This window comes from Syntrophomonas curvata, assembly GCF_052976825.1.
On record NZ_CM129641.1, the window covers coordinates 2,333,336 to 2,348,810 of the forward strand.

A 15,475-nucleotide genomic window follows, 5' to 3' on the forward strand; every position below is an offset into this window, starting at 1 on the left:
AATTCGTGAGATTTCTATATAACGTTCTGGTCACGCAAGTTCTTGATATCATCTCTGGAATATCCCATCTGCAGCAGGATTTCGGTGGTATTTTCACCCAGCATCGGGGCTGGTTGCTCCACGCTTCCCGGGGTGCTGTGCAGTTTGACCGGCACTCCCTGGATCTTAATCTTGCCCAGAACCGGGTCGTCAACCTCTACCAGCATTTCCCGGGCCTGCAACTGAGGGTGTTCCGCCACCTCGGCTACCGTAAATATGCGTCCAAAGGGGATTCCGGCTTCATTCATCAAGACTTCCAATTCCTCTTTGGTTTTGGTACGGGTAAAGCTTTCCACATCATTCTTCAAATCAGGCAGGTAATTCCGGCAGCGGGCATCATTATTCAGATACCTGGGGTCTTCAAACAGGTCGGGCCGGCCCATGATATCGCACAGTTTCTTCCACATGGCATTGGTCCCTACTCCCATAACTATCATTCCGTCCTTGGCCATAAAGGCGTCAAAGGGAGCAATACCAGGGTCGGCGTTACCGCTGCGGCCAGGTACTTCACCGGCCACGGTATATTGCACTACTGCGTTCTCCAGAATGGAAAACAGGGTATCAACCATAGATACATCCAATCTCTGACCCTCTCCTGTCAGTTCGCGGTGATACAACGCCATCATTATTCCCAGTGCCAGATAGGTTCCGGTGTAATTGTCACCGACCGAGGGACCTACTTTGGTAGGGGGGTTGTCAGGAAAACCGGTGATGGTCATAAGACCGCTCATGGCCTGGGCGACAATATCGTAGGCGGGAAGCTTTGCCATAGGACCATTAAGTCCGAATCCGGAAATCGAAGCATAGACAATCCTGGGGTTGATTTCTTTTATGACATCGTATCCCAGTCCCAGTTTTTCCATGGTACCAACCTTAAAGTTCTCACATATTACATCTGCATTTTCCACCAGTTTAAGAAATATCTCTTTCCCCTGGCTGGTTCCCAAATCAAGTGATATACTTTTCTTGTTCCGATTTAAGAATGCATAATAGGCGCTATAGTTGTTCTTGATCGGGCCCCAGGTTCTGGATTGGTCGCCTATACCGGGCCTTTCAATTTTTATTACCTCTGCACCATGGTCAGCCAAATGCATGGTGCAGAAAGGCCCGCTATAAGCCTGGGTAAGGTCGATAATCTTGATTCCTTCAAGGGCTTTCATTACTGGCCTCCTCTCACAATCGTCCGGGGTGCGCACCCTTGCCGATCTGTTTTGCATACAATGTGCCAACTGCATAAAAAAAGCCGGATCTTCAAAAAGTCCGGCTTTTTTGACAGGTAGAATTAAATCCTGCAGAAAGGCATATTTATAGCTTTGTCTCAATATGAGGCGGTCAAGCAATATTATTATGAATTATAGGGCTCGTCTCAAAATGAGCCTCGTATCGTTTTGAGACGGGCCGCAGGGTACTATCCAATTGCGTTCCGGCGGTTTGCCAGCCTGGCAATATTGACGGCGGGGGTAATGATATCATTAAACAAGCCTTGTATAGCGACTGCTGCCCTCGCTCTTTTGCCAATTTTCTTTTATAACGCTGGTATATATTTTGCATTTGTAATGGTTGGTTTTTAACTTTTTAACTTGCATTCAGGAGGGTAATGAGAAATGAATAGGTATCGCACCGGGGTTTTATTGGTATTAATCTCCGCATCCAGCTTTGCCCTTATGCCTATCCTCGCTGTCTACGCCTATAAAGGCGAGGCTGATTTATACACGGTTTTATTTTTACGCTTTGCCCTGGCTTCACTGCTGCTCTTTGCTTACCTTTTCTATAGAAAAAAGCCGGTTGCCGTCAAATTGCCTTTGTTATTGAAGCTGGTCTTTATCGGGGCCGTCTTATATACCCTGCAATCCAGCCTGTATTTTGCCTCGGTAAAATATATACCGGTATCGCTGCAGGCTTTATTTTTCTATACCTATCCTGTATTTGTCGCCATCATAGCCATAGTTATTTATAAAGAAAGGTTAAATCTACGACTTGTGACTGCTATTGCTGTAGCGCTGACCGGAATGTGCCTGGTAATCGGTACTTCATTTCATAATATTAATTTGCCCGGAGCCTTTTTGGCCTTGGGGGCGGCCGTTGTTTATGCGATATATTTGAACCTGAGCAACCGGGTACTAAAAGAGGTGCTGCCTGACGTCGCCACCGCTTATATAAGCCTGTCGGCAACTGCCGCCTTCTTGGTCATGGGCAGTATAACCCACAGCCTTAACTTTAGTTTTCAGCCTGCAGCCTGGTTTCCTATAGTAGGTATCGCTTTATTTTCTACCGCCATTGCTATTCTTACCCTGTTCCGCGGTATGGAGCTGCTTGGTTCCACCCGCGCTTCCATACTGAGTATCGTTGAACCCCTGGTTACCATCACTATTTCTTCACTGCTATTCCATGACCGGCTCAGCGCGGCCCAATGGGTGGGCGGACTTTTGGTACTGGCCGGAGCCTTTATTGTAATCCAGTCCCGTGGTCAAACTAAGGAAAACCAGCCTGTCAGCGGGACAGAGCCCTGCCGGTCAGAATCAAGCCAGAATTAAGCAGATGGCCGTGGTTACAGGTGCCAGGGGGCTGAGGATTAGCTCAAGGGTCAGAAATGCTGCCTTCGATTCGGCCTGCATCGAATCCTTCGACCCTGACCGGGGCGAACTCGCCGCGGCGGTCATAGAGCGAATTAAAGCTGACTTCGATGTAGTTGTCACTGAGGCCGATATATTCCCCCTTTTCCGCCTGTCTTTCCACCAGCAGGATCAACTCTTGCCCCACCTGGCTATGAACGAAATCACTGTGCTTTTGCCGGGCCAGACTTAACAGTTTCTGGCTGCGGGCCTGCTTTTCCCGGGGAGGTATCTGGGGGGAAATAGAAGCGGCTCTGGTACCCGGACGCCGGGAGTAGGGAAATACATGCAAATCCATAAAGGGCAGGCTATCGATAAGATCATAGCTGTCCTCAAAATCCTTGTCCTCTTCACCGGGGAAGCCGGTCATAACATCTGCCGTAAGGGCTACGCCGGGGATGCTGCCGGCAATGGTTTTAAGCAAATCGTAATAATACTCCCGGCTGTAACGCCGGTTCATGGCTTTTAGTATTTTATTGCTGCCGCTCTGCAAGGGAATGTGAAAGTGGCGGCACATCCTGGCATCATGGGCTGCGAGGCCAATAATCTCCGGGGTTACTTCCAGCGGCTCCAGCGAGCTCAGGCGAATCCGGTAATCTCCCCCGGTTTCATTAAGAATCATCTCCAGGAGATGAAGCAAATCCCCACTCTTTAGGTCTATACCATAAAACCCGGTGTGAATCCCGGTCAGGACAATTTCCCGGTACCCCAGGGAGAGAAGCTGCTTTATTTCCCGTAAAACATCCTGGGGCAATTTGCTGCGCACGGGGCCGCGAGCCCGGGGTACTATACAATAAGAGCAGCCGCTCTGGCAGCCGTCCTGAATCTTTACAAAGGCACGGGTGCGTTCGTGCTGACGGGAGTATAATACCGGCCGCAGATTTCGAGCCTTGTCGGATGCCCCGTTTATAATCACCGGTCTTTTTTGCTCCGGGTCAAGTTGTTCAATGATATCGGCAATGGATTCTTTGTTAAGGTTATTAACGATAAGGTCAACGCCCTCCAGATCGGCGAGCTCCTCCCCGGCCACCTGTGCCATACAGCCGGTTATCGCCACCAGGGCATGGGGGTGGCGGGACGCCCGTCTGACCATGGCCCTGGATTTACGGTCGCTTACATGGGTAACCGTACAGGTATTTATGATATAAGCATCGGCTTCATCAGCAAAATCAACTATTTCATAACCCCGATGAATAAATTCTTCTTTCATTTGTTCCGTTTCCACCTGGTTGACCTTGCATCCCAAGGTGTAAAAGGCGATCTTCTTCACCGTATTTGCTCCTTTGTCGCACGGGAAGGCGCAGGCGTGGCTAGAATCATTCCCTAACACCAGGTTTAACCCAAGTCCCCGTATTCATATAGTATCATGCTGGCTGCTGCCAGACCGGCGGTTTCGGTTCTTAAAATTCTGGGGCCCAGTGAGACGATATCAATGCCCTGCTTTACCGCTGTGAGAACTTCATTATCCGAGAAACCGCCCTCGGGGCCAATCAGGACAAACATCTCTTTTAACCTATTATACGGTTCAGTCCGCAGCCAGGCCTTGAGGCCATTTCGGTGCTCATCTTCATATAGCATCAGGGCTGGTCGTTCTCCGATTGTTTGGAGCAGGGAAGGGAAGCCCATTACCGGCTTTATCTCCGGCACCACGTTGCGGCGGCACTGTTTGCACGCTTCCCGGGCAATGGTCTGCCAGCGTTCTACCCTTTTATCAGCCTTTTCCCCTTCCAGACGTACCACGCTGCGCTCACAACTGACCGGATATACAGCCTTGACCCCTATTTCCACCGTTTTCTGTATTATAGCGTCCATTTTTTCACCTTTGGCTATACCCTGAGCCAGGTATAGTTTTAGAGCCGGTTCACTATCTTTCAAATCCCGGTGCATAATCCGTCCGGTTAAAACTCCATTTTCCTTTCCGTCCAATCTGACCTGGTATTCCTGTCCCGTTCCATCAAAGAACATAACAATATCCCCGGTTTTAAGCCGCAGGACTTTTTCAATATGCCGGGCTTCTTCCGGGGGTATGCATATACTGCTATCCTGTATGTTTTCTGGCTCAATAAAAAAGCGGCGCATCTCGATTACAGTCTCCTATTACAGGCACGGGATGACGCAAGGCGACAGGGGACGTTCTCCTGACGCCCTCTCTTGATGGTGTCAGGAGAACCGTACGAGACTGCTGAAAAAGCCATCTTTTCTATGATGCAATGCCTGGAAGCCGCATTGAAAGTGGTGCTTTTCAGCGATCTCGAACCTTCGCCCGGTAGCTATCCGGCTGGCTTTTATACTTTGCGGGCGGCTACACCTACCCAGTCTACGTCGCTAAGCACCTGTTCGATTATAAATCCGTTTTTCTCCAGTTGCTTCTCCACCCCGGGCCAGCGGCTGTCCACTATGCCGGAACCGAAGAAATATCCTCCGGAAGGCAAAATTTTGGCTGCTTCCGGAATCAGGCTGGTCACCACTTCAGCAGTTATGTTAGCCAGTATCATATCGGCTTTTTTATCCTGTAATACCTCTGTTATGTCTCCTTCTTCTACCTCGATAATATCCTCCAATTTATTAAGCGCAATGTTCCCGCGGGCCACTTTAACTGCCACATCATCTACGTCCATGGCAAAAATAGAGCAGGCCCCGAGCTTGGCTGCTCCAATAGAGAGGATACCGGAACCGCACCCGGCATCAACTATGTACTCCCCGCCTTTAACATACTGGTCAATAAAGCGCAGGCAGAAACGGGTGGAGGCATGAATGCCGGTTCCAAAGGCCATACCCGGGTCTATCTCGATTATAACCTCGGCATCACGGGGCTGGTATTCTTCCCAAGAGGGCTTTATGACCAGCTTTTTTCCCACCCTGAAGGTATGATAGTATTTTTTCCAGGATTGTTCCCAATCCTCATTTCTTACCTCATCTATGAAAACCTTTAGTTTGGGATGGTCAAAGTTGCTCTTTACTGCTTCCAGGCAGGTATAAAACTGATCCATGATTTCTTTATCCTCATGGAAATAGGCCTTTACCACTATAAATTCATGATCCAGGAAGTCCGGTGATACCGACTGCGGGCTCCAGGTCTCGGTATTAACGTATTTTCTGGCGGCCTGAGGGTCTTCGATTACGACTCCCCCCGAACCCAGGCGGTGAAAAATACCCGCTATCGCCTCCACACATATTCCTTCGGTTAGTACGCTTACTTCTTTCCATTTCATACCGGTACCTCTATCCCATAGCATCTTTGAATTTTTCAAACAATCCTTTTTTACCCGCTCTGTCTTCGTCATTATCATCATTGAAAGCCATCAATAATTCCCGCTGCCGCTTGCTTAAGCGTCTGGGGATGCTCACTTCTATTATCACCTGCAGATCTCCCTGGCGATGGCTGTGCAGGTGGGGAATGCCCTTACCCTTAACGGTTATTATATCGCCTGGCTGCGTACCTTCAGGGATGTTAAGCATATGGCTGGTACCGCCCAGGAGGGGTATTTCCACCTGAGCTCCCAGGGCAGCCTGGACAAAGTCGACGGTCTGGGTGGTGACGAGGTTATAGCCCTCCCTTTGCAGACGTTGATGAGGTCTTACCAGTATGGTGATATAAAGATCTCCCGGCGGTCCTCCCCGAATTCCCTGCTCCCCTTCGTTCTGGATTCTCATGCGGGAGCCGCTGTCAACTCCGGCGGGAATGCGTACCTGGATTTTTCTGTTCTTTCTGACCTGCCCCGTACCCCGGCATGCGGAACAGGGCTTTTCGATAACCTTTCCTTCACCGTGGCACCGGTTGCAGGGTCTGACCGTCTCAAAACGTCCAAAGGGCGTGCTCTGTACATTACGAACTTGACCACTGCCGTGGCAATCAGGGCAATTCTTTATACTGGAACCGGGTTCGGCTCCGTTGCCGCTGCACTTCTCACACTTCTCCACCCGGGATATCTCGATCTCTTTCTCCAAACCAAAAACCGCATCTTCAAAGTTTATTTCCAGCCGGATTTCCCTGTCCGCACCCCGCTGGGGACCGGTACGGGCACGCCGCCCGGCGGTACCGGCGCCGCCAAAGAAAAGGTCGAAAATATCATTAATGCCGCCCATATCTCCAAAGCCGCCAAAACCTCCGCCGAAACCGCCGTTATTGCGGGTCGGGTCAAAGGCGTCATGGCCGAAACGATCATAGGCCGCCCGTTTTTCCGAATCGCTCAGTATTTCATAGGCGTCATTTATTTCCTTGAATTTATCCGCCGCATCAGGGTCATCACGATTAACATCGGGATGGTATTTGCGGGCCATCTGCCGGTAAGCTTTTTTAATCTCTTCCGGAGTTGCGTTTTGGGATAACCCCAAAACCTCATATAGATCTCTCTTTGTGGCCATTATTCCCCACCTTCCTGAAAAACAGGGTAACCCGGAAACGATAGAGCTTCCGGGTAATTCCTCTTCCCAAGTCCAGTCCTGTATATATTATGCTACGACCTGCAGACTAATCATCCTGTTTCCCTAAACTATAAAATTATATGGCATTAGCCGCCTGTCTGGCAAGAGTTCCGCTTTATTTGTCATCGTCCGGGATATTGTAATCGGCGTCAAACACCTCATCCGAACCCGGTTCTTGCTGCTGCTGATCCACATTCTCATACATTTTGGCCGTAAAAGCATAAATGGCTTCGGTCAGAGCCTGGGTTTTGGCTTCGATAGCGGCAATGTCGTCCCCCTGCAGGGCCTGGGTCAAATCCTCTTTGGCCGCCTCGATCTTGCCTTTCGCTTCTTCATCCATCTTGTCGGCATTTTCCTTCATGATTTTATCTGCCTGGTAAATCATACTATCCGCATTATTTCTGGCTTCGATTTCCTTCAGGCGCTTTTCGTCCTCTTCGGCAAATTTCTCCGCATCTTTAACCATTTTATCAATCTCGTCGTCATTAAGTCCGCTGGAAGAAGTGATGGTAATCGCTTGTTCTTTGTTGGTAGCCAGGTCTTTGGCGGTAACGTGGACAATACCGTTAACGTCAATATCAAACTTGACCTCTACCTGGGGTACTCCCCGCGGCGCCGGCGGAATACCGGTCAGCTGGAACCGGCCCAGGGTCACGTTATGCTGGGCCATCTTTCTTTCTCCCTGCAGCACATGGATGTCAACCGAGGTCTGGTTGTCGGCGGCAGTGGTAAACACCTGACTCTTGGCCGTAGGTATGGTGGTATTGCGTTCGATAATCCGGGTAAAGACTCCGCCCAGGGTTTCAATACCCAGCGACAGCGGGGTTACATCCAGAAGCACCACATCGGTAACTTCCCCGGACAGCACCCCGGCCTGGATGGCTGCGCCGATAGCCACCACTTCATCCGGATTGATGCCCTTGAAGGGCTCTTTGCCGATAAAATTCTTGATAGCGTCCTGTACCGCCGGTATGCGGGTAGAACCACCCACCAGGATGACCTTATCAATCTGGCCGGCCTTCAGGCCCGAATCCTTAAGCGCCTGGCGGGTCGGGCCCATGGTTTTTTCCACCAGATCAGAGGTCATTTCATTGAACTTGGCCCGGGTCAAGGTTTTCTCCAGATGCAAAGGGCCATCCTGGGTAGCTGTAATATACGGAATATTGATATCGGTAGTCATTACTCCGGAAAGTTCGTGCTTGGCTTTCTCTGCCGCCTCTTTCAGGCGGTGCATAGCCATCTTGTCACTGCGTAAATCAAATCCCTTTTCCTTCTTGAACTCCTCGACCAGCCAACTGATGATTTTGTCGTCGAAATCATCGCCGCCCAGGCGGTTGTTGCCGCTGGTAGCTTTAACCTCGAATACCCCATCGCCAATCTCCAGTATGGAGACGTCAAAGGTCCCTCCCCCCAGGTCAAAAACCAGGATGGTCTGGGTATCGTCTTTGTCCAGGCCGTAGGCCAGAGCTGCAGCGGTAGGCTCATTGATAATTCTCAAGACTTCCAGGCCCGCAATTTTACCGGCATCCTTGGTGGCCTGGCGCTGGGAGTCGGTAAAATAGGCCGGAACGGTTATTACCGCCTGGGTTATTTTCTCGCCCAGATAAGCTTCCGCATCCGTTTTTAGCTTTTGCAGAATCATGGCGGATATCTCCTGGGGAGTATATTTCTTGCCGTCAATATCTACTTTATAATCAGTACCCATCCTTCTTTTTATGGATACTACGGTTCTCTCGGGGTTGGTAATGGCCTGCCGTCTGGCAATGCGTCCCACCAATCTCTCATTCGATTTGGAAAAGCCGACTACCGAAGGAGTGGTGCGTTCACCCTCGGCATTGGCGATAACAGCCGCTTCGTTGCCTTCCATGACAGCAATACATGAGTTGGTAGTACCAAGGTCGATCCCGACAACCTTACTCATTATAAAAACACCTCCAGATTAATATAGAAAAGTCAGGTTCTGTTATTTGCTAACCTTCACCAGGCTGGGCCTTATAACCCGGCCATGAAGGGTATACCCGGTTTGCAGCTCTTCAATAATTGTATTTTCAGGATGCTCGTCGCTTTCTTCCACCAGCAGGGGCTGATGGTACTCGGGGTCAAACGGTTTTCCCAGGGCTTCCACCTGCTCCACCCCTTCACTATTCATGACCTCCTGCAGTTTTCTGGCGATCATCTCTACCCCCTTGCTCAGGGCCTCCAGATCTTTGCTGCTGTTGAACTGGGTCAGGGCCCTTTCCAGATCGTCCATGACCGGCAGCAGTTTTTTAATCAACGGAGTGGCGGCATATTTGCTATATTCCTCCTTGTCCCGGGCGCTGCGCTTTTTAAAGTTATCCATCTCTGCCAGTGATCTCAGATAAAGGTCATAGTATTTCTTATTTTCCTCCTGTTGCTTTTCCAGCTCATCTCTTAAAGCAGTGATTTCATCCACTTCCTTTTTTTCATCCGCTGCGGTGCCGCTTTCCTGTTCATTTATTATTTCCTTAATCTGTTCCTGGTTTTCCATGTCTTTGTTTTCCATGGATTTAAATCACCTCTATTCCGTAATGTTTATATCGTCAGGGTCAGCCTCATCATTCTTCATTTTAATAACGGTATTGATGCGTAATATGGCAACCGCCACTTCTCCGGCCGTTTTCAGGGCATGCAGCTTTACCGGGGCGGGATCAAAAATCCCATGTTCCATAACGTCTATCAGCTCACCGCTGTCCGCATCAAAAGATATGCTGTTTTTATCCCTCTTCTTCTGGGCAGCGATAATGCTCCCCAGCTTCTCCAGAGGGTTAAAACCGGAATTACCGGCCATGCAGGTAAACGGTTTGAGCAGGGCCTCGCGTACCGCCAGCACTCCGTAAGAACTCATGCCCCCATCTTCCCGGGCCAGTTCCTCCAATTCACCTGCCAGCCATACCTCCAGGGCTCCTCCACCGGGTACGATGCCGCCCCGCAGGGCGGCCTGCAAGGCAGAAGCTGCGTCTTTGGCCATGCGTTCCCGCTCATCCACTACCTCCCCGGTAGAAGCGCCAACTATCAAGGTGGCCAGATTCTGAGCTTTTCCGCCATAGATGCAGGTATGTTTGAGCTTCTCATCTATCTTGACCCGCTCAGCATAACCCAGATATTTTCTCAGCACCTGGGCCGGGCGGTTCAGGGCACTGGTCTTCACTTTCTTGGCTCCTGTGTGCTGGCACAGCTTATCCATCTCCCGGGAGGAGACTCTCTGTATAACCATTATCCCCGCCTCAGTAAGTATTTCTTCCGCCAGCGCATCTATACTCCGGTCGACTGCTACGAGATTTACCCCCAGCTCAATCAACCGGGTTAAATTATCTTCATACTGCTGTCGGGCCTGCAGGTAATACTGGAAGCCAGCTTCGGTTTTCATGGCTTCCCGGTTCAAGTCCTCCGGCTGCAAGGCGTCGTCTACAGCCAGGATCACTGCATTCTCAAGGCTGGATGGCATTTCTTTATTTACCGCCTGCTTATTAATCAGTACCCCTTTGAAAACCTGGTTCTGAGTTCCTTCCCGGGCGATAACCGCATCAGCCAGCTTAAAATCAGGTTCCAGCAGTTTATCCCTGCCCACCAGCCTGGCGCCTTCCACCACCAGTCCGGCCAAATCCTGCTGCCCCCGACCGGCTGTGAAGGCGATATCGACCAGCCTCTGATCGTCAAGGGATTCTACCCCGAGGCTGTTCGCTTCAAGTTTCTGCAGGGCGGTTTTTACACCGCTGTTAATTCCTTCTATTACCCGGGTAACCGGTACTCCCTTTAAAACCTGGGCTGCGCCTTCAGCCACCAGGGCACTGGCAATTATGGTAGCAGTGGTGGTACCGTCTCCCACTTCCGCCTGCTGAGCCCGGGCGGCATTTACAATCATATGGGCAACCGGATGGCTGACGTCCATGTATTTTAATATGGTGACCCCATCATTGGTTACTACCACATCACCAAAGCGATCAACCATCATTATGTCCAATCCCCGGGGACCAATGGTCCCCTCCACCGTCGAAGATATAACCCGGGCAACATTGGTATTGTTCAGAAGGGTCTGGAATCTATCATCTTTTTCCCGACCATCGGCAAGCAGCTTATCCGGCATAAAAGCCTCCTACAATTTGATTTTTAAAAGCGTTTTCTTATTATTTCTTCTATGATTTCCCGGACTGAATCCAGACTGCCGGCCGCCTTCCAGTACTCCATACGTATCGGCCCCATCAGTCCCATCCGTCCTTTTTCACCCTGGGTCTGGTAGCCGGAAAACACCAGGCTCAATTCCCGTATGGCTTGGGACTGGTTCTCCTCCCCTATCCGAATATCGATATTATCACCAACCGCATCCGGAAGCAGGTTTTTAAGCAGGCTTTCCTCTTCCAGAAAAGCCAGTATCTTTCTTAATTTATCGACATCTTTAAACTCGGGTTCGTTCATGATATTAAGCGTGCCGCTTATCATTACTCTTTCCTCGTTGGAGCTTGCCAACAGACTTTCTATAGCTTCCAGAGCGTGGTCGATTACTTGTCTGCGCTGCTTAAGTTCTTCCCTCAATTCCTGCAGGTCGCTGCGCTGTATCTCCGCCAGCTTTTTTCCGGCCAGAACCTGATTGAGCACCCGCCCAATCAAATCCAATTCGGGAGCCTTAATCGATCCGGGCACTTCAATCTGGCGGTGCATCACCACCCCCAGGTCAGTTACCAGCAGTACCAGAGCCTTTCCTTCCTCAATCGGTATCAATTGCAGATATTTGAATTTGCTCAGGTTGGCCGAGGGTATAATGACAAAAGAAGTATAGTTGGTGATCTGGGCCAGAAAATGGCCGATTTTCTGTATCAGTTCATTCAATTCCTGGAAACTGTCATCAAGCAGGCGAAACAAAAACTCGGTCTCTTTCTCATCGAGGCTTTCTTTTTCCATCATGCAGTCCACATAATAGCGAAAACCCTTTTGGGACGGGATGCGGCCGGCCGAGGTATGGGGCTGTTCCAGATAACCCATTTCTTCCAAGTCGGACATCTCGTTACGTACCGTAGCCGCGCTGATTTTAAGGCTATGCTTTTTGACCACCGCCCGCGAGCCAACCGGTTCCGCCGTCTCTACATAATCCCTGATGATGGATTCCAGAATCAATTTTTTCCTTTCGTCCAGCGTCATTTTTCCCACCTGCCTGTTAGCACTCTCTTTAATTGAGTGCTAATCAGTATTTACTAAAAAATAGCACCTGTTTTATCCTTTGTCAAGCCTCTGGATCAGTCTATAAAATGGCTTAGAACCTGATTTGAAAGAAAATAACCCGCTTTAGTAAAGCTAAGGCGCCCGTTTTCCATATTCAATAATCCCCTGTCCATATATTGCGCAATTATTTCTTTATGCTCGCTGGAAATATCTGCCCCGAAACGTTGCTTAAAATCGGCTAAATCAATGCCCGCACATAACCTCAGACCCAGTATGAGGGCATCAATCATTAAGTCCCGTCCCGACATATGCTCCAGTTCTTCTACCGGCCACGGTTTGCCGGACAGTAAAGCTTCGGTGTACAGTTTTAAGTTTGGCTGGTTGCTATAGCGGCTGCCGGCAACAAAGCTCACTGCTCCCGCTCCCAGACCCAGATATTCCCTTCCCTGCCAGTAGACCAGATTATGACGGCATTCCTTGCCCGGAAGGCAGAAGTTGGATATTTCATAGTGGTCAAAACCCCTTTTGGCCAGGTACTCCATAGCCAGGTTGTACATGTGCCATTCTTCATCCTCATCCAACATCTGCAGCCTGCCCCGGGCTACATCTTTTCCCATCGGGGTGTGCTGCTCCAGCTGCAGCAGGTAGAGCGACAGATGGCAAGGCTTACAATCCAGCGCCTGCTTGAGGTTCTGCAACCATCTGCCCAGTGACTGGCCCGGCAAACCGTAAATAAGATCCAGGTTAAAGTTTTTCCACCCCCGGCTATGAATCAGATCCACCGTTTCCCTTACCGCGGCCGCATCATGTACCCTTCCCATCAAGTCCAATTCATCGTCAAAAAAGCTTTGCACTCCAAGCGACAGGCGGTTTATGCCCGCTGCTTCCATTGCTGCCAGCTTGGCCTTATCCAGGGTGGCCGGATTAGCTTCCATGCTTATCTCAGCTCCGGGCAAAATATTAAAACAATCGCCGCAGGCTTTTATAATAGACCGCAACTGCCGCCCGTCCAGCAGGCTCGGAGTTCCCCCTCCCAGATAGATGCTTTCCAGCTGCACCGTCGGCATCTGCCCGCCCCGAATCTTAATTTCCTTTAACAGCGCCCGGACATAATTATCCAAATCGGATCCACTTTTTCCGGGAAGAGAGTAGAAGTCGCAGTAACGGCACTTTTTAATGCAAAAGGGGATATGTATATACATCCCCATCCGCCATGAGTTAATTTTCGATTCGGAATTCCCTATTGCCACTTCTACTCCTCCATGCCACCGATGATGTAATCTGCAGTTTGCGGCGCTATGATTCCTTATTCATCCTCTATATTCATCACACTCATGAAAGCATCTTTCGGTACTTCCACCCGGCCGATCTGCTTCATCTTCTTTTTCCCCTCTTTTTGCTTTTCCAGCAGCTTTTTCTTGCGGGTAATGTCACCGCCGTAGCACTTGGCCAGAACATCCTTGCGCATGGCCTTGACCGTCTCGCGGGCTATTATTTTGCTCCCGACAGCTGCCTGTATAGCTACTTCATACATCTGCCGGGGTATAATTTTACGCAGTTTTTCCGTAATAGCCCGTCCCCGGTAATAGGCTCGATCCTGATGGGCAATAAAACTCAGGGCGTCTACGATTTCCCCGTTGAGCATGATGTCCATTTTAACCAAATCGGAAACCTCATAGCCGCTGATTTCATAGTCCAGGGATGCGTAGCCCCGCGTACGGGATTTCAGGGCATCAAAGAAATCATAGAGTATCTCCGACAGGGGGAGTTTATAGCTGATCATTACCCGCTGCGAAGTGAGGTATTCCATAGTTATGAAGCTGCCCCGCTTCTCCTGGCATAGTTCCATAATAGTCCCCACATATTCGTTGGGAACCATAATGGAAGCTTTAACAAAGGGTTCCATGATGCGCTCGGTTCTTTGGGCCGGAGGCCAGTGGGCAGGATTCTGCACCAATATTTCACTGCCGTCGGTTAAGACGATTTTATAGACCACACTGGGAGCGGTAGCCAGCAGGCTCAGATCGTACTCTCTCTCCAATCTTTCCCGAATAATTTCCAGGTGCAAAAGCCCCAGGAAACCGCAGCGGAAGCCGAAACCAAGTGCGTCGGAGGTCTCCGGTTCGTAAAAGAGAGAGGCATCATTCAATTTCAGCCGGTCGAGAGCGTCGCGCAGCCTCTCGAAGTCATTGTTTTCCAGGGGATAAAGCCCGCAATACACCATAGGTTTGACCTCCTGGTAACCAGGCAGAGCTTTATCTGCCGGCCGGGCCGCCAGAGTTACGGTATCGCCAACCCGGGTGTCCTTTACATTTTTGATTCCTGCGGTCAGGTAACCTACTTCACCGGCGCTGAGGGATTCAACTTCGGTCATATACGGCGACAGCACTCCGATCTCATATACCTCGAATTCCTTGCCGCTTGACATCATACGAATAATATCGCCCTGACGAACGCTGCCGTTCACCACCCGGATATAGGAAATGGCTCCTTTGTAGGAATCAAAGTAGGAGTCGAATATCAGGGCTTGCAAAGGGCCGTCTTCTTCTCCCCGGGGAGGCGGTACCTGTTTAATTACCGCTTCCAGGACATCTTCAATTCCCGTACCCAGTTTGGCTGATATCGGCAGTACTTCTTCCTTGTCCAGGCCCAGTACGTCCTCCATTTCCTGCTTGACCCGGCCAGGCTCTGCTCCCGGAAGATCTATCTTGTTGACTACACCCACAATCTCGAGATTAAGATCCATGGCCATATATACATTGGCCAGAGTCTGGGCTTCTATTCCCTGGGAAGCGTCCACCACCAGCAAGGCGCCCTCGCAGGAAGCCAGGCTCCTGGATACCTCGTAGGTGAAATCCACATGCCCCGGGGTATCGATAAGGTTGAGTATATAGTCCTTTCCATCACGGCCCCGGTAATTAAGACGTACCGGTTGAAGTTTGATGGTTATACCCTTTTCGCGCTCCAGATCCATTTTGTCCAGAAACTGCTCCCGCATTTCCCGGTCGCTGAGAGCGCCGGTAAACTGCAGCAAGCGATCCGCCAGGGTGGATTTACCGTGATCTATATGGGCGATAATGCTGAAATTTCGTATTCTGTCCTGCAAGCTATACTCCTTCTTAGGCATCTAATGCCAAAAAATCATGCTTTAAATTATACCCGATTGGAATTCTCTCTTCAATTAAAGAACCTTGATGAATTTCCCGCCGGCATCCAAATGATAC

Annotated in this window: 12 protein-coding genes; 1 reads left to right on the forward strand and 11 read right to left on the reverse strand. The window is 50.1% G+C overall.

Going from position 1 to position 15,475, the window contains the following annotated elements:
* Window positions 1–14: 14 nt before the first annotated feature.
* Window positions 15–1,199, reverse strand: a complete 1,185-nt coding sequence (locus ACU70B_RS10545) for a CaiB/BaiF CoA transferase family protein (RefSeq protein WP_447183500.1) — start codon at window positions 1,197–1,199, stop codon at window positions 15–17.
* Between the two features lie 444 nt (window positions 1,200–1,643).
* Between ACU70B_RS10545 and ACU70B_RS10550 the strand changes: the two genes are divergently transcribed.
* Entirely contained in the window at window positions 1,644–2,573 is a 930-nt protein-coding gene (locus ACU70B_RS10550) for a DMT family transporter (RefSeq protein WP_447183501.1), read from the forward strand.
* Window positions 2,574–2,616: 43 nt separating this feature from the next.
* On the opposite strand, the gene mtaB is transcribed toward ACU70B_RS10550, so the two are convergent.
* The 10 genes from mtaB to lepA form a co-directional block, all read right to left on the reverse strand.
* The gene (gene mtaB, locus ACU70B_RS10555) at window positions 2,617–3,921 is read right to left on the reverse strand and encodes a tRNA (N(6)-L-threonylcarbamoyladenosine(37)-C(2))-methylthiotransferase MtaB (protein WP_447183502.1); all 1,305 of its coding nucleotides are present in this window, start codon (window positions 3,919–3,921) and stop codon (window positions 2,617–2,619) included.
* 65 nt (window positions 3,922–3,986) lie between these two features.
* On the reverse strand, window positions 3,987–4,730 hold the full coding sequence (locus ACU70B_RS10560; protein ID WP_447183503.1) for a 16S rRNA (uracil(1498)-N(3))-methyltransferase: 744 nt from the start codon (window positions 4,728–4,730) through the stop codon (window positions 3,987–3,989).
* 206 nt (window positions 4,731–4,936) lie between these two features.
* Window positions 4,937–5,863: a 50S ribosomal protein L11 methyltransferase gene (gene prmA / locus ACU70B_RS10565; RefSeq protein ID WP_447183504.1), complete on the reverse strand. Its 927-nt coding sequence runs from the start codon at window positions 5,861–5,863 to the stop codon at window positions 4,937–4,939.
* A 10-nt stretch (window positions 5,864–5,873) separates the two neighbouring features.
* Window positions 5,874–7,016, reverse strand: coding sequence for a molecular chaperone DnaJ (gene dnaJ / locus ACU70B_RS10570; RefSeq protein WP_447183505.1), 1,143 nt, complete (start codon window positions 7,014–7,016; stop codon window positions 5,874–5,876).
* A 175-nt stretch (window positions 7,017–7,191) separates the two neighbouring features.
* Window positions 7,192–8,997: a molecular chaperone DnaK gene (gene dnaK / locus ACU70B_RS10575; protein WP_447183506.1), complete on the reverse strand. Its 1,806-nt coding sequence runs from the start codon at window positions 8,995–8,997 to the stop codon at window positions 7,192–7,194.
* Window positions 8,998–9,039: 42 nt separating this feature from the next.
* A complete protein-coding gene (grpE, locus tag ACU70B_RS10580; RefSeq protein WP_447183507.1) occupies window positions 9,040–9,600 on the reverse strand; it encodes a nucleotide exchange factor GrpE in 561 nt (186 codons plus the stop codon).
* A 15-nt stretch (window positions 9,601–9,615) separates the two neighbouring features.
* Complete coding sequence (locus tag ACU70B_RS10585; RefSeq protein ID WP_447183508.1) at window positions 9,616–11,181, reverse strand: TCP-1/cpn60 chaperonin family protein; 1,566 nt, start codon at window positions 11,179–11,181, stop codon at window positions 9,616–9,618.
* 23 nt (window positions 11,182–11,204) lie between these two features.
* Window positions 11,205–12,230 (reverse strand): heat-inducible transcriptional repressor HrcA, encoded by a 1,026-nt coding sequence (gene hrcA / locus ACU70B_RS10590; protein WP_447183509.1) that lies wholly within the window; start codon window positions 12,228–12,230, stop codon window positions 11,205–11,207.
* Between the two features lie 95 nt (window positions 12,231–12,325).
* A complete protein-coding gene (gene hemW / locus ACU70B_RS10595; RefSeq protein WP_447185754.1) occupies window positions 12,326–13,459 on the reverse strand; it encodes a radical SAM family heme chaperone HemW in 1,134 nt (377 codons plus the stop codon).
* 98 nt (window positions 13,460–13,557) lie between these two features.
* Complete coding sequence (gene lepA / locus ACU70B_RS10600) at window positions 13,558–15,378, reverse strand: translation elongation factor 4 (RefSeq protein WP_447183510.1); 1,821 nt, start codon at window positions 15,376–15,378, stop codon at window positions 13,558–13,560.
* Between the last annotated feature and the right edge of the window lie 97 nt (window positions 15,379–15,475).